Source organism: Devosia sp. LjRoot3, assembly GCF_964252865.1.
Classification (GTDB): Bacteria; Pseudomonadota; Alphaproteobacteria; order Rhizobiales; family Devosiaceae; genus Devosia.
In genome coordinates this window covers 415,444-434,234 of the sequence record NZ_CAXUPK020000004.1, presented here as the reverse complement: position 1 = coordinate 434,234, position 18,791 = coordinate 415,444, and the positions used below count along the sequence as shown (strand labels likewise).

Here is an 18,791-nt window from a genome sequence, read left to right as displayed (position 1 = left end):
CCCTTACGCAACCAGCAAGGGCGGCTGGTGCAGATAGCGCGTCGCCACCCGCTTTCTTTCGATATCGGCCCAGACAGCTTCGAGCTGGGCACGGGTCAACCCGGCCGCAGCGGCGACTTCGTCGGCCGGCAGACCGTGATTGAGGCCATAAAGGCAAAGGTCCATGCGGTCATAGGGCAAGGAGAAGTAAAACTCCTCCTGGCTCTGCGCCATTGACCAGGTATCGGTAGTCGGCGGCCGCCGGCATATCGTTTCAGGCACGCCGAGATGTCGCGCCAGCTGGTAAACCTGCGATTTATAGAGATGGGCGATGGGCTTGAGGTCGGCCGCCCCATCGCCATTCTTCACAAAGAAACCTTGATCGTATTCGAGCCGGTTCGGCGTGCCGATGACGGCGAAATTGAGCCGGTCGGCATGAAAATACTCGAGCTGCTTGCGCGTGCGCTGCTTCATATTGGTCGCAGCAATGATGCCCTGATAGACCTCGGCCGTCAGCCGGATTTTTTGCTGTTCGCCGCCCGGTGGCTGCACCACGAGCGAAGAGACGGCGAGGCCCTGGCCTTCGAGGGGATTTGCGATAACCACCTTGCACACCCAGCCCGCGCCATAGTCCGGCACCAGCTGGCGAATGAAGGCATCGCGCCTCTCATAGCAGCCCATGGCCGAAAGGGCCGGACCGATATCTTCGATCTCGGCCGCAAAGCCAAAAGTTCCAGCGACCGATTGGCCGAGCGCCAGGCTTTCCGGGTCGGAATCATTTTCCGGCATATAGAGCCCGAAGACGCGCTCGGCACCCACGGCCCGAACGGCAAGGGCGGCGCAGACGCTTGAATCGATGCCACCGGAAAGGCCGAGCACGAGGCCGCGGCGCTTGAGGTCGGCGCGCAGCAGACGGCGCATTTCCGTGACGATGCGCTCGACCTCTGCCTCCGCATCGAGGACCAGCGTCGCAGCAGAAAATCGGCTCATCAACTCTTCTCCAGGCTTTCCGCGGCGAGCCGCCGGCTTACCTTGCCCGTATCAGTCTTGGGCAGGCTATCGCGGAATTCTACGGATTTGGGCACCATGAAATCTTCAAGGTGCTGGGCACAGTGGCGAATGACCTCGCGCTCGGAGAGCGCGGGGTTGCCCCGCACCACAATGGCGTGGATGGCGTGGCCCAGAACCGGATCAGGTTTGCCCACGACCACGGCCTCGACAATGCCCGGACAGGCGCTGAGCACGACCTCGACTTCCTTGGGCGCGACTTTTTCACCGCGCGTCTTGATGATGTCATCGCTGCGGCCGACGAAATACAGAAAGCCCTCGGCATCGGCATAGAAGAGATCGCCGGTGTAAAGCACCTTTTCCCAGGGCTTGGGGCCGGGCCGCAGCGCCTTGGCGGTGGCCTCGGGATTTTCCCAATAGCCTTGCATGACATGCGGCCCGCGAATGACCAATTGACCCACAATGCCCGGCGGCACGTGTTGGCCCATATCGTCGACGACAAAGGCCTCGGTATTGGGAATGGCGATGCCCACCGAACCCGGCCGATCGTCGAGCCGACTGGGCGGCAGATAGGTGCAGCGCTTGCACTCGGTCAGGCCATACATCGAAAAAATGGTCGTGCCCGGCAGGAGCATGCGCAGGCGCTCGATATGGGCTGGCGGCAGAGCTGCGGCCGTATTGGTGACATAGCGCAGGTCCGGAAAGCTGCCCGGCTCCAGGTCCTTCATATTGAGGATCATCGCCGCCATGGTGGGCACCAGGGGCAGGCCGGTCACCCGCTCGCGCCGCATGGTTTCAAATATGGCCGCGGGAAAGGCGAATGACTTTTCCAGCACCAGCGTCGCGCCGACTTTTACCGCCATCAAGAGTTGATAGAGCCCATAATCGAAGGCCAGCGGCAGAACGTTGAGAATGATGTCGTCGGCAGTGTTTTCGAGATAGGTGGTGATCGAACCGGCCGCGGCCTCGATATTGCGGTGCGACATCATCACGCCCTTGGGGCGACCGGTCGAACCGGAGGTATAGATCAGCATGGCCAGATCGCTATCGATCCCACCATGCGCGACAGGTGGGAACGCTCCCCCCAGCAGTTCTGTCAGCAAAACCGCTCCCGGAAGCATGATCGGCTGACCGGCGCTGACGATCAAAGATAGGGGCGCTCCGTCCGCCTGGGCTTCGACGACAACCTGGGCGAAACGCGAATGGGTAATGATGGTGCGCGCCTGACAATTGGCGGCGATGAAGGCAAGTTTGTCTGACTTGGTCGAGGGATTGATGGGGCTGAAGGTGGCGCCAGCCTTGAGCACGCCGAAAATGGCGACAGCGGCCTCCCAGCTATTGTCGAGCAGGATCAGCACGCGATCGTCGCGGCGCACGCCGTGGGCGGCGAGCCCGGCGGCAAGCCGGTCGCTCAAACCATCGAGCTCTGCAAAGGTCAGGCGCTTTTCTCCCGCCACAAGGGCAGTTTTTTCGGAGAAGCGCCCAGCGCTATCAGACAGAAAACTCTCGACCCGCATCGGCACACCTATCCGTCAGGCAGCCGCGCTTTGCTGTTTGCCCACGACATAGGCAGCAATCGCACCAATGCTGTCGAGATTGGCCGGCACGATCTCGCTATCGGCAACCTTGATGCCAAACGTCTGCTCGAGGAACATGACGAGCTCGAGGACACCGGTGGAATCCACATAGCCATTATCGATCAGCGAGGTCGCGTCCTCGATCACCTGGCTCGTATCGCCGAACAGGAAATTCTCGACGATGAAATTGCGGATATTGGTCTTGATAGCGTCAGTCATACAGTAGTCTCCCAAAATTGGTGTCATTCCGCGGCGACGGCGGTCGCACTACTCGTTCGGGTAAAAGTCTGGTGCCAGATTTGCGTCGAGAGGACACCAACATAGGCAGTGTTGTCCCGAAAACCGTCGACGCCACTGGTTCCGGCCTTGGCAACGAGCTTGGCCACGGCCTGGGGATTGAAGAGGCCGGTGGCAGCGATGCTTGCGGGCGCCAGCATGTCGGCCACATAGGCCGGCGCATCGGCAGCCGCAAAAGCCTGGCTGTCAGGCGCGCGGTAGGGCTGCTTGGTCCGTGTCGCAATGCTTTGCGGCAAGAGATCGCGGGTAGCACGACGCAGGATGTGTTTTTCCGTCAGCCCCTTGAGAGAGAGGCGCGGCGGCAGGCGCGAGGCCAGCTCAATGAGCCGGTGGTCGAGGAACGGAAAGCGCCCCTCGATGCCATGAGCCATCGCCATCCGGTCGCCCTGGGATGAGAGGATATAGCCTGGCAGGAGAAAGCGGCTTTCAAGATATTGCGCCTGATGCTGCGGATGCCAGCGCCCAAAGCGTTCGGGTAGCATGTCGGCCATGATCCCGGCTGCATCATAGCCCTGCAGTTGAGCGCGCAGATCACCCGAGAAAAACACCTTGGCCGCGGAGGTCGAGCGGAAACGCGGTCGGTGGGAGGCCAGCGGATCGTGCAACAGATCCGGCGTCACCCCAAAAAAGGCCGTGAGGTATTCCGCCGATTGCCCCTGCAGGTTCGGCAGATAGGGATAAAGACGCTTGAAGAGAAGCGGCCGGCTTGTCGAGCCCGGCTGGCGCGCAGCAAAGCGCCGGACCTTGTCTTCCTTGAAAAGATCATAGCCGGCAAAAACCTCGTCGGCGCCCTCGCCGGTAAGAACCACCTTGATGCCGTTCCGTCGCACGAGATCGGATAGCAGGAAGAGCGGTGCCGGCGCCGCTCTGACAATGGGACGCTCGGTGTGCGCGATGACCTGCGGAAAAATCGCAGCGATATCGCCATTCCGGCAGGTCACGGCAGCGTGGTTCGTGCCCAACGCCTCCGCCATGATGCGCTGAAAGCCGGTTTCATCGTGTTCCACGCTTTCGAAGCCGACCGAAAAGGTCGAGAGCTGCTTCGGCGTGTGCCGCACGGCCAGCGCTGTCGTAATCGAGGAATCGAGCCCGCCCGAGAGATAGGCGCCAACCGGCACATCGGCGCGCATGCGGATGCGAGTGGCATCATCGAGGAGAGCGAGGACCTCCTCGGCCAGTTCGTCCTCGGAGCGCGGATCATAGCCATCCACAGCATCGGGAAAATCGAAATCCCAATAGCGCGAGATCTTTGCGACGCCGTCCCGAACGATCATGAAGTGACCGGGCGGCAATTCAAGGATGTCCTTAAAGCCGGTACGGGGGGCAATCGGCGCCCAAAGGGTAAAAATTTCGTCGAGCGCGAAGGGGTCGATTTCCGCCTCGATCCCCGGAACCGTCAGGAGTGCCTTGATTTCGGAGGCGAAGTAGAAGCCGCCGCCTTGCATGGCGTAAAAGAGCGGACGCACCCCGACACGGTCGCGGGCCAGGAGCATTTGCCGCTTTCGGCCATCCCAGAGCGCGAAGGCGAAATCGCCATTCAGCTTGCCGAGAGCAGCCTCGCCCATTTCCTCGTAAAGATGAAGTATGACCTCGGTATCGCTACCGGTGCGGAAGCGTCGCCCCCTGGCTTCGAGGTCGCGCCGTAGTTCGACAAAATTGAAAATCTCGCCATTGTAGACGAGCACCAGATCACCCTGCACGGAAAGCATGGGCTGCTGCCCATCGGCAAGCCCGACGATCGAGAGTCGCCGGTGACCCAGCCCGACACCCGGCGCCAACCAGGTCCCATCGGCATCGGGTCCCCGATGCGCAATGGCACCGGTCATGGCGCGCAACAATTCGCGCCCCTGACCTGGCTCCGATCCTGCTAAACTATATCCGACAAGGCCGCACACAAAAATGCCTCGCAACGCTGACATGAGGCCAACATAGCGCCTAAACCCCTCAGCCCGCTAATTAACGTTCCGAACGGCACGCCACTATCTGGATTTATCATTAACGGATGTCAGGCAGGTCGACCGGCATCGGCACTACTGTTCAAAGGCTTTGCCCACCGCCTTGTCACGCCAACCGCGCAGAATAACCCATTTGAGTGGACGAATTTTCTGCCACAGCGAGGTGGCTACCAGCCGCTCGCGAAGGCCCCGCCAGAGCAAGGACAACCTGCCCCGCAATGTCTGAGCTTCCACCATCATGGACAGCGGAATCGTCACATCGCAGACCGACTGTTTCCAAGCCTCGTTGCCAATGCCAAGATCGAGGCAAACGAAGCCGGTCGCATTAAGGTGCTGCAACAACAGATAATGCAGGACGCGGCCAGGCGAATATTTTGACCATTCGCCGGACTCGTTGCCAATGAACAGGCCGTAATAGTGACCGCCATGCACCAGGCCCCAGTAGGTTGCCAGCATCTTGCCATCGAGCACGAGAGCCGACAGATGCAAGGCCCCGGCCCTCGCCATGATCTCCGTGCCCAAGGTGAAGAAGGCACGCTTTTCCGGGTGTTCGTCAAAGCCCGGAACACGGGTCTCCTCAAAGCGCCGCTGCTTTTGGGCCAGAAGGGTTTCAAGCATTTGGCCCCTCTGCTCCGCCGTCTGGGCAATCACCAGGTCGCAGGCCCCCAAACGTTGCAATGCCCTGGCACGGTTGCGCAGGTTCTTGGCGCCCTGAAGCTGCTTTTCGACCTCTGGCCATGGACGGTCGAGCTGGGTGAGATGGCAGGATTCGGGATTGATCTTGTCCGCCAATAGGTAAAGCGGATTGATCAGAGAGCCCACCTTTTCGGGCATTTTGTCGAGTAGAACCAGATCGAAGGCCGGCAGAAGAGCTGTGATTTCCGTCCAAAGGCGCCGCGCTCCGGCGATGGTCCAGGCATGCTCGACCGGAAAGAGCACGGGGGCGTTATAGTCTGCGGCGCCCAAATCGGCGAATCCCAATACGCGGCCGCTTCTTGATCGGTGAACGATGAACGGCACCATGAGTACGGGCCGGCCGACAGCATCGCGGACCTCGACCAGGCAGAAGTCAATGTCGTCCGACTGCCCATAGCTGGCCTGCCAGGTCTCGAGAAATGCCAGAGTCTGAAAGGCGTGACACTGGGCGACCCCGCTGGCTCCCCGCGGCCAATCGGGTGAAACGTCGGCAGGATCAGAAAACACCTCGATCCGCCAGGAGGAGGCCAGGGAGGCCCCTATTGGGCCGGCGGCAGCATCCTCGCTGCGGACCGTCTGGGAATCCATCATCGGAGCTTATCTCCATTGAGGCGCGTCCAGAATTCTCCAACCAGCCCGCCGATTACGGCGTTGCCGCTCCGTACTGCAGCCAGAACATCAGGGTCGGTTGCCCCGAAAACGCAGCGATAGGCACTCGAAAGGGTTGCGCGGCGATCCAACAGAGCCTCGATCAGCCGGGGTTGGGCACGGCCGCCTATGGCCGCCGCCCCACGCTCATAGGCATCAAGAAGCAGGACATCGAGCACGGGGCCCGTCATTGCCCGCGTCGAAAGCACATGAAGAACCTGAGCAATGCCATGCACCGGAAGATAGTAAATGTAGGCGCCCACCGACCGTCCTGAGGCGTCTTCGACCACCTGCATGACCGTCTGTCCGAGTTCGCGCTTTTGCCCCGCCTGGGCAAGGAGCGCCTCAATCCCGGCATCGGACCAGAGCGGATGCAAGAGGTCCTCGGCAACCAGCGTCCGAATGGCCGGGATGAGGGTACCGGCATCGGCATCCTTGCGCCTCAGCCCCCTGGGACGGAGGGGCGGCTGCGGCGCCTCGATAACGTCACGCCCGCGTCGGCGCGCCAGACCGGCAGCAACATGATCGAGCCCCCTGACCAGGGGTAGGGTAGGACCAATCAGGCGTAAGCGCCTGCGAAGTCTGAACGTGGCCGCTTCGAGAGGACGCAGAACGCGCATCCAGTCGAGACTGTAGAGCGGAAGCACATCGCCCCCCATGCCGCGCCACAGGGAAACCGAGGTCGCATTGGATCGATCACTGATCGTGATATCCTGGGGCCCCTGGAAGAAACTGCGGCAAAGCCGCGCTCCGGCCGTGGGATCGGATGCATCGCGTTCGACCGCAAGGGAATTTCCGATAGCCGCACGCAGCGTTCTTCCACCAATGGACATGGACTGGGTAAAGACCCCCATGAACCCAACAATACGCCCCTTCTCCCGCTCGTAAACGAGCGAATGGATGTCCGAAGCCTTGTCGGGCAGATCGAGCAGAAGCTGGCCGAGGTAGTCGGCCATTTCCGGAGAGGCTTCATCCTCCCGGCCCTGAAAGGTACGCACCAGCAAATTCGCCACCTTTGTCAGGTCGCTCCGCTCCAGCGGACGTATCGTGCTCATGGCTCTTCTCGGTAGAAATCCGAAATCAGACGGCTCCAGGCTTCTCCGGCAAAGCCTGCGACGGAAATCTGATTGCTGGGCACTGGCAAATCCATGCTTGCTGTTTCCGACGTGCTCAGTGGATCTTCCCCCAACATATCCTACCCTCGGCGATCCCTATGCGCCTCAATAGCATAGCGCTGCCGAGCACGGGCATGGATCGCGCGGGGCGGTTAACAAAGATCGCTTAACTACCTTGGCCAAAAGGCGCTGAGTTCACGCCTTGAGTGACTTATAAGGGCAATAGAGGATCCCAGGGACGGCCACTGTTCATGTATCAGACGCTCAAACCCACTAGGCCTGCAGCAACGGCGCCGGCGGGGACAATCCATACGCTTGGACTGCAAAACGACTACAAGGGTTCCGAGCGGCGTCATGCACCCGATGCAACACAGGCGGGGCTGTTTGAAGCGGTTACGCCCAGGCTCATTGTGGTTTGGCTGGTTCGGTTCTGGATCAGCATTCTCGTCATCGCGCTGCTCGGGGCGCTCTTGGGCCTGGCCAGTGGCGCCCTCGTCAAGCCACGCTATACCAGCTATTCCGATATTCTGCTCGACCCCAGCAATTTACGGGTCGTCGCTGACGATCTCTATACCAGCAATGTCCAGGGCGACGCCCAATTGCTCGATGTCGAGAGCAAGATGCGGGTACTGGGTTCGACCAATGTGCTCGCCCGCGTCGTCAGGGAACTTGACCTCGAAAATGACCCGGACCTGATGGAGCCTGACTTCTCGCTCTTTGCCGCATTCTTGCCGGCCGACAGTTCAGAAGATCGTTTCACCACTGCCATGCGAGCCTTGTCGGAACGGATTCGGGTGCGCCGCGAGGAGCGTTCCTATGTCGTCACGGCTTCTGTCTGGGCGCGCAGCCCCGAACGTTCGGCAATTTTGACCAATGCGGTAGTGTCAGCTTTTCTGGCAGAGCTCGCCGACGCCGAGGCGCAAGGGGCCCGAAATGCCTCGGCTGGCCTGAACCAAAGGTTGGACGAACTGCGCGCCGACGCCGAATTGGCCGAGGCGGCCGTAGCGAACTATCGACGCGACCACGGCTTGCAGATGACAGGCACCGATCAACTGAGTACCCAGGCCGCGGTCCAGCTGAACACGCAGATCGCCACGGCCCGCGAGAGCCTGATCGATGCCGAGGCTCGCTATGCCAGTCTCACCGCCACAAGCGGGGAAGGAGCGCTCAATGCAGCGTCCCTGGAGTCAACTGTACTGGCCAATATGCGCACGCAATATGCAACCACGCGCCAGCAGGTCGACTCCCTTTCGGCAACCCTGGGGCCACGACATCCGGGCCTGACGACCGCTCGCGCCCAACTGGCTTCACTCGAGGCCGAAATCGACCGGGAAACCGGCCGAATCGTGGAAACCGCGCGTCGCGACCTCGAACGGGCCCGGAGCGTGTTCGACCAGCTCAACCTGGCGGCCGGCCAGCAGGAAGCCGCCGTCTTCAGTGACGATCAATCGCAACTCGAACTGCGCCAACTCGAGCGCGCCGCGACGGCGAAGGTTACTATCTACGAGGCCTATCTCGAGCGTGCCCAACAGATCGCCGAGCGCAGCGAACTCAGCACCAATAATGTTCGGGTGATTTCTCCGGCAATTGCCCCCATCAGCCGGAGCTATCCGCCGCGCACAGTTCTGCTGATCGGGATGGGCTTTGCCGGAGGAGCCATCCTGGCGGCATTCGGCGTGGTCCTCTTCAATCTGCTTGTGATGACAAAGAAGTCGCGCGCCAAGCCAGCAGGAGCCAATGCCCAATAGCGCCTCCTCCCCCGTGCTCGACAAGTTGCGCCTTGGCCTCGCCGGCGCAATCTTGCTCTACTTCTGGATCGGCCCGCAGCCGTTTCGTGACCTGTCGAGCCTTGCGGACAGTGGCGCCTTGCTGGCGCAGGTCATACTTCTCCTGGTCACGGCATCGGCCGTTTGTACGCACCTGTTAAGCTCAAGCCATCCGGTGCTGGGGCTGGGCTCCATTGCCGCGGTCGGAGGGTGGCTGATTTTGTCGAGCCTGTTGGCCGCCGACCAGAGCCAGGCTCTGCGCAATACCGTGTTTCAGCTGCTGGTCATGGCCAACGCCTATCTTGTGCTTACCCTGCCCAGAAGCGAGCGTGACTTCGCAACCCTGTTCGGTTGGACCACGTTCGGTGCCGTTGCCCTGTCCTATCTGGGTGTTGTCGCCTTGCCCCAGATCGCTATTCATCAGGTTGGCGATATCGCCGAACCGATGCTGGCCGGCCTGTGGCGCGGGCACTTCCTGCACAAGAACTTCACGTCTTCGGCAATGGTCGTTGCGGTATTCTGCGCCTTCTACATGCACAGCCAGGGCTGGCGTTGGCGTGCCTATCTGCTTGGAATTGGTGCTGCCGTTTTCCTCTTCAATACGGGCGGAAAGACCGCGTTTGCCTCCTTGCCGGTAATCATCATGGTCTGTTGGTTGATTGAGCGCTTCCCTCTGATCCGCTGGCCCCTCGTCCTCCTGGGCCTTCTCGCCTTCAATGCCGTGGTTATTGGGGTAACTCTTTCCGCCGATTTCGCCGAAATCATTGCCTCGCTCGGGATCGACGCCACCTTCACCAACAGAGTCGACATCTGGCGCATTGCGCTGGGCAAAATGTCGGAATCCTCATTTGCCGGGCTGGGCATCAATACATTCTGGGGCTCCTATGGAAATCTCTATGGGGGCTGGGAAATAGAAAGCTGGGCCTATGGCGCCGGTTCGGCCCACAATGGCTATATAGATCTTCTCCTCAATATCGGACTGGGGGGGACGATCGTCTTCATATTGGCGTTCATCATCCTGCCATTGCGCGACATCAAGCCCGCCTTCAACAACAACAACAATCCAGACCTGACCCGCCTCTTCCTTCGAATATGGCTCTTTGGTCTCATCAATGCCTGCATGGAAAGCGTCTTTTTCGGGCGAACGGGCCTTATGTGGTTCGCCTTCGTGGTGGCCTGCTGCGGGCTGCATTTCCAGGCGAGAGCGATGCTGGTCAGATCCGAAAGCCGGGCTACCCGCGCAAACCCTATGGCCCTGTCCAATGCCTGACCCCATCCAAGTGATCGACAATCTTGCGGGTCGCGTGACCAACCGGCTGCTGGCGCGTTTTCCTGGGCCTATGGTCGAGGTCAGGACCGACGCACCCATAGTCAGTTTCACGTTCGACGACGTTCCCGATACTGCCCTCACCAAGGGGGCAGGGATACTCGAGACTCATGGAGGCCGCGGCACCTTCTATATCGCGACGGGCATGCTGGGACGCGAGGAGGGGGCGCGCAATCTTATCGATGCGGCTGGTTGCGCCGAGCTTGTGGCGCGAGGACACGAAATCGGGTGCCATACCCATTCGCACATCAACCTGCGGCACGCCTCGCGAAGGCAGCTATACAACGATCTCAGTCACAATGCAGACGCACTGGCGGCCATCTCTCCCAATCTCCAGCCACGCAATTTCGCCTTCCCCTATAATTCAGGATCCTTCCGGCAGCGGGCCGAACTGGCGCGGCGCTACCGCTCCAGTCGCGGCGGCCTTCCAGGCATCAATCGCGGCATGACCGACCGCAGCTTCCTGCGCAGCTACCCGCTACAGCAACCGGATGGAAGCGTATTGGAAATGCGCGGCCTGATCGACGAAGTAGTGTCCAATCCGGGCTGGCTGATTTTCTTCGGCCACGACCTTTCACCCAATCCAACGCCCTATGGCTGCACGCCTGAGAGTTTTGAGGGCCTGGTCCGCCATGCCCGCGAACGCGGCTGCGCGCTTCTCACGGTCAATCAGGCACTCGACCATTTTGAGGCGACGACATGACCCGACCGGGGCGTCGCCTTCTCGCGATCAACAATTACCACTATCGCCGCGGCGGCGCGGAGGCGGTGTTCCTCGACCACATGTCCATGTTCAGCCAGGCTGGCTGGGACGTGGCACCCTTCGCCATGCAGTCCGAGCGAAACCTGGCTTCACCCTGGTCGCGTTACTTCGTTTCCGAGATCGAATTCGGTCAACAGCCCGGCTTTTTGACCAAGCTCAACCATGCCGGCAAAATCATTTATTCGTATGAGGCCCAACGCGGCATTGCAGCTTTGGTGGAAGAATTTCGCCCAGCAATCGCCCATGCGCACAATGTCTATCACCATCTGTCGCCGGCCATTTTCCGCACGCTCAAGGCTGCCGGTATTCCCACGGTCATGACCGCCCACGACCTCAAGATCGCATGTCCCGCCTACAAGATGCTCTCGCATGGGCAAGTCTGCGAGAAGTGCCGGAACGGCAATATTGCGCAGGTTGTGCTGAACCGCTGCGCCAAGGATTCCGTGGCGCTCAGCGGATTGATGCTACTCGAGACGGCGGTGCACCGCGCCCTGGGCCTCTACCGGAACACGCTCGACCGCATTGTCGTGCCCAGCCGCTTCTATCGCGACAAGCTCATTGAATGGGGCTGGCCCGCCGAGCTTCTGGTTTACATTCCCAATTTCGTCGACCCCGCCTTTCTCGCTGGCGAACGTCAGAGCGAGGGCGACTATTATCTTTTCGCCGGACGTCTGGCGCCGGAAAAGGGCGTCAAGACGCTGATCCGTGCTGCAGCGCAGGCCCGAGTGCGGCTGGTTATCGCCGGCACCGGGCCCGACGAGAAGGAACTGCGGGCCCTGGCTGAGACCGTTTCGGCCGATATCGACTTTGTCGGCCATGTCGGCGGTGATCGGTTGCAGCAGCTCATTGGGGCGGCAAAAGCCCTGGTATTGCCCTCGGAATGGTACGAAAACGCTCCGGTCAGCGTACTCGAGGCCTATGGTCTGGGCCGGCCGGTCATCGGTACCGATATCGGTGGCATTCCCGAATTGATCGAGGCCGAGCACACCGGGTTGATCGCCCTCCCGGCCAACGCCGACAGCCTGGCAACGCAATTGGCGCGCATGGAGGCCATGGGCGCGGACGGACGAAGCGCCCTCGGTCGTGCTGGCCACGGCTGGGTCAGTGAAAATTTCTCGGCCGGCACCTACCAGGCGCGCATGCTTGCGCTCTATGCCGAATTGGGGGTCCAATGACGGAACGCCGCCGCCGTAAAAGCTCGGTTGTCATGCTCGGCCTGCGCGGCATCAACGGTCCGCAGGGGGGCGTAGAAACCCATGTCGGCGCGCTGGCGCCGCTGCTCGTAGAACGCGGTTGGAGCATCGATGTACTGGCGCGCCAGGCCTATATGCCGGGCGGGCGCCAGAGCTTCCGGGGGGTCGGCATCGAACCGATCTGGTCGCCGCGTTCGAGCAAGTTCGAGGCCCTTGTCCATACCGGCCTGGGCGTAGGATTGGCCGCACTACGGCGACCGGATATCGTGCACATCCATGCCGTCGGGCCGGCCCTCTTGACGCCGGCAGCGCGCCTGGCGGGGCTCAAGACGCTCGTTACGCATCATGGCTATGATTATGATCGCGACAAATGGGGCCGCATAGCCAAGGAAATTCTTCGCCTCGGCGAAAAAATGGGCATGCACTGGGCCGATGCGGCAGTTGCAGTCGCTGAAAATGTCGCACGCGACATGGAGGCGCGCTATGGCCGCCGGGTCCATTTCCTGCCCAATGGCGTCTTCATGCCTGGCGGTCCCATGGGATCCGACATTCTCCGCCAGTTTGACCTTCAGCCCGGCCGCTATGTGCTCAATGTCTCGCGCCTCGTGCCGGAAAAGCGGCAGCTTGACCTCGTCGCCGCCTATTCGAGACTTGTATCCCCCGATTTCAAGCTGGTTCTGGTTGGCGGAGCCGATCACCGTTCGGACTATGAGACACGCTTGCGTCAGGCCGCGACGGCGGTACCCGGCATCGTCATGACCGGTTATCAAAAGGGTGCAGCACTCAACGACCTTTTCGCGCATGCCGGACTTTTCGTCCTGCCATCCAGCCACGAAGGCATGCCGATTGCCCTTCTTGAAGGCCTTAGCCACGGGACGCCGGTTCTGGCCAGCGATATCGCGGCCAATCTCGGTGTAGGGCTGGAGGCCCACCATTATTTTCCGTTGGGGGATATTGAGGGCCTGGCTCAGCGCATGGCGCATATCATGTCCGCGGCCCCATTGCCGGTTGAGCGAATGGCGCAGATCGAGATGGTTCGGCACCGCTTTTCCTGGGACGGCGTTGCCGACGATCTCAGCGCTCTCTATGCCGCGATGATGCGGCGGGGGCCCAGTAGAGGCCCCGTGCTCATCCGCGCCGCTCAGTCGCGTTCGATGACGAAATAGGTCGTCGGCCCGGAAGGCGGGACATTGTCGAGCCGGACCTGCAGGTCACCGGCGCCTCGGGCAAGTACCTCGTGAACGATACCGTCGAGTCCAACCGGCGCCAATGTCCAGTGTCCGCTACCCCGCAAAACCAGCGAGACCGAAGCGGGGCGGATACGGACCGGCAAGGTACCAAAATCGACAATTTCGCGTTGCGCGGCGTCCGCAAAGCGCATGCCGGTATTCTGGGCATCGCTTGCAAAAACGACGAGGATACGCCGGCTTTCCTCCAGCGCCCTGCCATCAAGGGATGCAAGGCCAAGCAAGGCGGGACCAGAAGGATCGGCAAAAGTGGCCGGCCCGATCACCAGTGGCGCTTCCAGCTGCGAGAACGCCGCCGCAACCGTCTGCGGCGTTTCGACGACCATTCGCGCCCGATCAGGTGTGATGGTAATTTCGCCGGTATCGCTGGCATAGCTTCCCTGCCCTGCCAGTGTCACTTGCTCATCCGACAGCGCGCTAGCCGCTACCAGCGGGGCGAAAAAATCAGTGGTGGCATGGTCCGCCCGTTGGACGGGCAGCGAAGCGGTGGCAATGTCCTGAACCGGGGTCAATCCAATGGCGCTGAAGGCCGCAAGCGCCGTGGCGTTTTCCGGCTCGCCTGCAAACATCAGGGGACCGAGCGCTGAAGTGCCGTCGATGGGGAAAGCGATTGTTGCTCGCGCAGGGCTAACGTCGCCACGTCGAAACAGCAGGGCTGCCAATGTTTCGCCGGCGCGAGCGACCGGGTCGAGGGCTATGGCATAGGGCAACATCTGCCGCTTGTGCGGCACGTCTTCCCCGTAGCGAAGCGCAATAGGCCCGTGCCCATGGCGACAAAGACCATCCCATCCCTGCAGCGCGGCGAGCGCCGGAACGGCGATGCCCGCCTCATAGCGATAGCTGTTCCAGAACAAATGGTCATATTCGGTCAGCACGAAGGGACGGCCAAGCCAACGCGTTCCCGCCGCGGCGCGCAGATAGTCGAGCCCCTCGCGCAGTGAACTGCTCTGCTCGATCCGCGTCCCGGGCGCGTAGCCCGAAACCCAGTCGAAATATGTATTCATCGTTACGACATCGAGCGAGGCGCGACTGATCGATGCCTGCCGGCTGGGCCAGTTATTGTAGTTGCTGATGGCCCCTTCATAGCCCATGGCCCGCAAGTATTCGCTCATGACCCTGGTCCCCTCCCGCTCCACCTCCACGAAGAAGAGTTGCAGATCGCGCATTCTGCCATTGGGGGCCCACCGGTCGGTGGGTAAGGTAATTGAGCCATCTGCGAGACTCTCGCCGGGCGCAAGTCCACCCCAGGCTTTGCTCAAGGCATCCTCATCAGCGTAACGTTGCTGCAGCCAAACATTGAATTGGCGCCGCACCGGTTCGGAATAGGCCGGTTCGCCCCGATTGGCACCAAGGAGCGATTCGAACTCGAGGCTGCCCTCATTGACAAGCACGATCAGGGCCAGTGCCGGATCGGCAATCGGCGCGAGCCCTGTATAGGGATTGACCGCGCCGAGGATGGCATCCTGCAGCCTTTGCCAATGCGCCATGCCCTCCTCGCTCAGCAGCATATCCTGCTTGAGGCTACCGACACCATCCCACCGGTCATCATAGCCGCCGGCACCACCGCGGCCAGAGGTCAGTCCATCCATGACCCAGGAAATGCCCTCACGCTTGAGGGCTGCAAGGAGATAGTGAAGGCGGTCGAGTGCTTCGGGCGAGAAATCGAAATCCCTCTCACGCTCGAACATCAGCAAGGATTCGACAAAGTGGAATCGCGCCAGGTTATAGCCGTGACGTGCCAATTGCTCGGCATAGCGGTCGGCCATCGCGTGATCCGGCAGCCCCCCGGAGGCCGGGCTCCAGGCAAGGGAAGCACAGAGCAAGCGCGTCGGCTCGTCCGGCGCGTCGGAGAAGGCAAAGCGACCGCCGGCCACAACCAGATGCCGAGCCGCCGAAATCGTGCCATTCGGCAGAATCTGGGAGAAATCCAATGGGCTTCCGGGTGCAACCTCCAACCCCTGCTCACGCACCGCCGGCCAGGTTTGGGCAAGCGCTGGCAGGGCAAGCACGGCCAGCCAGAAGATGACGGCGCTAAGTGCGCGCATCGTGCACGACCTGACTTTCAATCCAGGCCGCAGGGTCCCGGCGCGGCGCGAAGAAGCCCAGGGGCAGAGCTGCCGCCATGAACAGCCACGCTGTAACCGCGTAAAAGCCGAGCTTGAAGCTGCGGTGTTTGGCGCTCATGGCCAGCACGACGCCGGCAATCGCTCCGAGACAGATGCAAAGCGCAAGAACCTTGTCGGGCACGATCCAAAGGATCGCCAACAGCACAACAAGGCCGACATAGACCGCGCCCCAAAGACGGAGTTCGCGAATATCGCGCCAGAGAGCGTTCCAATGGCTCTTGCCGAGACCGGCCCGCAACACTTCGCCAACGCCGCGCAGGTATTTGCTCCGCCAACGGCGCAGTAGCAGGGCATAGGCGTTCATGCGATAGCCGAAATGCTGCACGAACGGTATGTCCAGCCGATGCAGCGACCAGCCCAGCGCCCGCAGGCGCACGCCAAGGTCGAATTCTTCATAGCCATGCAAGTTGCGGTCGGACAGATAGCCCGCCTCGGCAATTGCCGTCCGCCGGTAAAGCCCGCCACCATTCAGGCGATCGACGGTACCTGATGCCAGCTCCTTGCCGCCACGTGACTTGCGCCGGGCAAATTCGAGGTTTTCCAGGTTCATTTCCACGACATGCCCGCCGACCCCGGCAACCTTGGGATTGTCGAGGAGAAAGGCCTGCGCCTTTTCGAGAAATTCCCGATCCAACCGCATGTCGCCATCCATCAGGCAGAGGTAGTCCCCCCTGCTATACTGAAAGGCCAGTTGTGGCCCCAGACCGCAGCTCGGCTTTTCCCCCTCGGCTATCTGGACAACGGCTACGCGATAGCGTGCCGCAATTTCTACGGTACCGTCGGTCGAGCCGCTATCGGCCACGATAATCTCGTCGTCGGGTCCGATCGCCGCGAGCACGCTTTCAATGGTCGCCGCAATATTCTCCGCCTCGTTCAGAGTTTTGATCAGAACCGAAACGCTCATTTCGAATGCACCGGTGCAAGAGTTTCCGTTTTGGGCAGGCTGTGTCGATCCCGGTCGGCAAGCCTGAGCAGCACCAGCCAGGCGGCCACCGCCGTCGCGAGTTCGGTCGCATAAATGGCGAAGAAAGCCCCGCTTGTTCCTTCAAGCCAGGTAGCCAGGGCGATCCCCATCCCACCCAGGACCACGGCGCCATTGAAGATCATGGCGCGTTCCAGATGATGACCGCTCGAGCCGAGTGCCTCCTGCGCGGTCGCCCAGGCAGCCATCAGAACGATGGTCGGGGCCAGAATCTGGGTAAAGCCGGGCAGGGAAACATATTCGGCGCCGAAGAGGAGCGGCAGGAGCGGCGCCCCGCAGACAAGCACGAGGGCAGCCATGACAGCTATGCCGATTGATACCGCCAAGACCTTGCGAAAGCGACCAAGCGCCTGATGCAAGCCGTCGCGCGTCGCAGCGGCGGAACCGGGGTAAAGCAGTCGATTAAGCGCTTCTACGGAAAGATAGCCGCTATCAACGATTCGCCGCGCCACGGCATAGCTTGCCACTCCTTCTGCACTGGTGAGAGCCGAAAGCAGCAGCAGATCAACATTTTGCCGCAAGGCACGCAGGATGAAAGGCGTCGAAAACAGTATCCCGTTTCGCATCTCATCCCAGTGAAACACCCAGCTGGGCCGACCAAGCGGGCTTGCCGACCGGATGGAGAGAACGGCGATCGCGGCATGGGCGACGAAGGCCCAGACTATCCACTCCGCCAAGGTATCGGCGCCAAAGACGAGGCAGCCCAGCACTGCTGCCGCCAGCCTGCCGAGTGCAAAAAAGATGACATTGCGATTGGCAGCGGCAAAGTTGGAATGGGCGATGAATATCTGCTCAACCAGCAGAATGACCCGCGCCAGGACAATGTTAGTAACGAGCACGACCAAGAGCAGCGTCAGATTGATGAGTGGGTCGGCCGAGAGGGTAAAGACCTGCGGCAGGATGACGACACCCAGCACCACGAGCACCAGCCCGCTAATTCCCGATATCAGGATATTGTGGCCCAGAAAGCGTGGATAGAGCGCCGGCTCGCGGGCAACCCTTCGTACCAGCGCCTCCTGAGCGCCAAGACCACAAATCTGGATCGCGACAGCCGTAATCGCCGTCAAGGCGATAAAGATACTGAACTCCTCGACGCCCAGGCACCGTGCCAGAATGGCGAACGTCAGCAGCTGCGCAGCGCTGGAAACAATCAGGCTGCCCCCCGAGGCCGCGTAGGAAAGCCCCATCGGCAACAAAGCGCGCAGGCGCGACGAAACAGGCATGACACCAGCCAATTCAGGATCCGTTCGCGAGGATTATCGCATAGTCACGTTCCCACAGGCGCCGCGAAGCCGAAATGGCGTTAACGTGCTGTTGCATCACGGAACGGCGGTGAGCTGAGCACAGGCCACACGCGGATTGCCCAAGGCATCATTGGAAAACTGGATTTCGCCATAGTGGCCATAGCGCCTGAGCAACACGGCAACCTGCCGGTCCTGGCCAAGGCCGAATTCGAAGGCAAGCCAGCCCCCTGGTCGCAGAACGCTTGGGGTATCGGCAATGAGCCGTTGGTGTATCGAAATGCCATAGGCACCGCCGTCAAAGGCCTCTCGCGGTTCGTTCACGAGCAGATGCGCGGCCTCCCCGGCCAACTTGCCGGTGGAAATATAGGGCGGATTGCAGACCACCAGGTCCACCTTTTCGCCTGACAGCAAAGGCTCGACCCCGGAAAACATGTCTCCCTGCCCAATGGCCACGCGTTCCTCAAGTCCGAGCCGCTTTGCATTGCCCCTGGCGTGACCGACCGTTTCTGCCGTCAGGTCGCTGAGAAACACACGCGCATCCGGCCTCTCATGCGCGATGGCGAGGCCAAGATTTCCTGACCCGCAACACATATCGACAACCCGCGGCGCCGCGAAATCAGCAAGCAATCCGATACAAACCCGACCGAGAAGTTCGGTCTCCGCACGCGGCCTGAGGACACCTGGACCTGCCAATAGCGAGATCGACAAGAATTTATGAAAATTGTCAGAATTATTGATCATGCCGGAACCCCGACTTTAGTTCGCAGAACGTGTATTTCATTTGCACGAGCGCGAAACCGAAACGTGGTCTTATCGTTAAAATTTGCATCCCCCTTAAACCTATTAACCCAATGAAGCGAAACTGGAG

15 protein-coding genes are annotated in these 18,791 nt (G+C 61.0%); 5 read left to right on the top strand and 10 right to left on the bottom strand.

Translation table 11 applies throughout. The annotated features are described in order from the left end of the window. Positions 1–3 precede the first annotated feature (3 nt). From nadE to ACSQ2A_RS16790, 6 genes are all read right to left on the bottom strand, one after another. Positions 4–969, bottom strand: coding sequence for an NAD(+) synthase (gene nadE / locus ACSQ2A_RS16815; RefSeq protein ID WP_436073158.1), 966 nt, complete (start codon positions 967–969; stop codon positions 4–6). Continuing rightward, positions 969–2,504: a class I adenylate-forming enzyme family protein gene (locus ACSQ2A_RS16810; protein WP_436073157.1), complete on the bottom strand. Its 1,536-nt coding sequence runs from the start codon at positions 2,502–2,504 to the stop codon at positions 969–971. Before ACSQ2A_RS16810 ends, nadE begins: the two co-directional genes overlap by 1 nt. Positions 2,505–2,519: 15 nt before the next feature. After that, positions 2,520–2,783 carry an acyl carrier protein gene (locus tag ACSQ2A_RS16805; protein ID WP_295412747.1) on the bottom strand — a complete coding sequence of 88 codons (264 nt, stop codon included), beginning with the start codon at positions 2,781–2,783 and terminating at the stop codon, positions 2,520–2,522. 23 nt (positions 2,784–2,806) lie between these two features. Next, on the bottom strand, positions 2,807–4,756 hold the full coding sequence (asnB, locus tag ACSQ2A_RS16800; RefSeq protein ID WP_436073230.1) for an asparagine synthase (glutamine-hydrolyzing): 1,950 nt from the start codon (positions 4,754–4,756) through the stop codon (positions 2,807–2,809). Positions 4,757–4,891: 135 nt separating this feature from the next. Next, positions 4,892–6,103 carry a GNAT family N-acetyltransferase gene (locus ACSQ2A_RS16795; RefSeq protein WP_436073156.1) on the bottom strand — a complete coding sequence of 404 codons (1,212 nt, stop codon included), beginning with the start codon at positions 6,101–6,103 and terminating at the stop codon, positions 4,892–4,894. Beyond that, positions 6,100–7,215 (bottom strand): hypothetical protein, encoded by a 1,116-nt coding sequence (locus ACSQ2A_RS16790; RefSeq protein ID WP_436073155.1) that lies wholly within the window; start codon positions 7,213–7,215, stop codon positions 6,100–6,102. The genes ACSQ2A_RS16795 and ACSQ2A_RS16790 overlap by 4 nt, the downstream gene beginning before the upstream one ends. 311 nt (positions 7,216–7,526) lie before the next feature. On the opposite strand from ACSQ2A_RS16790, the gene ACSQ2A_RS16785 reads away from it, so the two are divergent. The 5 genes from ACSQ2A_RS16785 to ACSQ2A_RS16765 are packed head-to-tail and all read left to right on the top strand — an operon-like array spanning position 7,527 to position 13,490. Then, on the top strand, positions 7,527–9,023 hold the full coding sequence (locus tag ACSQ2A_RS16785) for a GumC family protein (protein ID WP_436073154.1): 1,497 nt from the start codon (positions 7,527–7,529) through the stop codon (positions 9,021–9,023). Further along, complete coding sequence (locus tag ACSQ2A_RS16780; RefSeq protein WP_436073153.1) at positions 9,013–10,311, top strand: O-antigen ligase family protein; 1,299 nt, start codon at positions 9,013–9,015, stop codon at positions 10,309–10,311. Before ACSQ2A_RS16785 ends, ACSQ2A_RS16780 begins: the two co-directional genes overlap by 11 nt. Then, entirely contained in the window at positions 10,304–11,071 is a 768-nt protein-coding gene (locus ACSQ2A_RS16775; RefSeq protein ID WP_436073152.1) for a polysaccharide deacetylase family protein, read from the top strand. Before ACSQ2A_RS16780 ends, ACSQ2A_RS16775 begins: the two co-directional genes overlap by 8 nt. After that, complete coding sequence (locus tag ACSQ2A_RS16770; RefSeq protein ID WP_436073151.1) at positions 11,068–12,306, top strand: glycosyltransferase family 4 protein; 1,239 nt, start codon at positions 11,068–11,070, stop codon at positions 12,304–12,306. The genes ACSQ2A_RS16775 and ACSQ2A_RS16770 overlap by 4 nt, the downstream gene beginning before the upstream one ends. Beyond that, positions 12,303–13,490 (top strand): glycosyltransferase family 4 protein, encoded by a 1,188-nt coding sequence (locus ACSQ2A_RS16765; RefSeq protein ID WP_436073150.1) that lies wholly within the window; start codon positions 12,303–12,305, stop codon positions 13,488–13,490. The genes ACSQ2A_RS16770 and ACSQ2A_RS16765 overlap by 4 nt, the downstream gene beginning before the upstream one ends. On the opposite strand, the gene ACSQ2A_RS16760 is transcribed toward ACSQ2A_RS16765, so the two are convergent. The 4 genes from ACSQ2A_RS16760 to ACSQ2A_RS16745 all read right to left on the bottom strand — a co-directional run bounded on the left by ACSQ2A_RS16760 (position 13,466) and on the right by ACSQ2A_RS16745 (position 18,664). Continuing rightward, on the bottom strand, positions 13,466–15,616 hold the full coding sequence (locus ACSQ2A_RS16760) for a glycoside hydrolase (protein WP_436073149.1): 2,151 nt from the start codon (positions 15,614–15,616) through the stop codon (positions 13,466–13,468). The genes ACSQ2A_RS16765 and ACSQ2A_RS16760 overlap by 25 nt on opposite strands. Then, the gene (locus tag ACSQ2A_RS16755; protein ID WP_436073148.1) at positions 15,603–16,601 is read right to left on the bottom strand and encodes a glycosyltransferase family 2 protein; all 999 of its coding nucleotides are present in this window, start codon (positions 16,599–16,601) and stop codon (positions 15,603–15,605) included. Before ACSQ2A_RS16755 ends, ACSQ2A_RS16760 begins: the two co-directional genes overlap by 14 nt. Further along, positions 16,598–17,902 (bottom strand): lipopolysaccharide biosynthesis protein, encoded by a 1,305-nt coding sequence (locus ACSQ2A_RS16750; RefSeq protein WP_436073147.1) that lies wholly within the window; start codon positions 17,900–17,902, stop codon positions 16,598–16,600. Before ACSQ2A_RS16750 ends, ACSQ2A_RS16755 begins: the two co-directional genes overlap by 4 nt. Positions 17,903–17,998: 96 nt before the next feature. Then, complete coding sequence (locus tag ACSQ2A_RS16745; protein ID WP_436073146.1) at positions 17,999–18,664, bottom strand: N5-glutamine methyltransferase family protein; 666 nt, start codon at positions 18,662–18,664, stop codon at positions 17,999–18,001. Between the last annotated feature and the right edge of the window lie 127 nt (positions 18,665–18,791).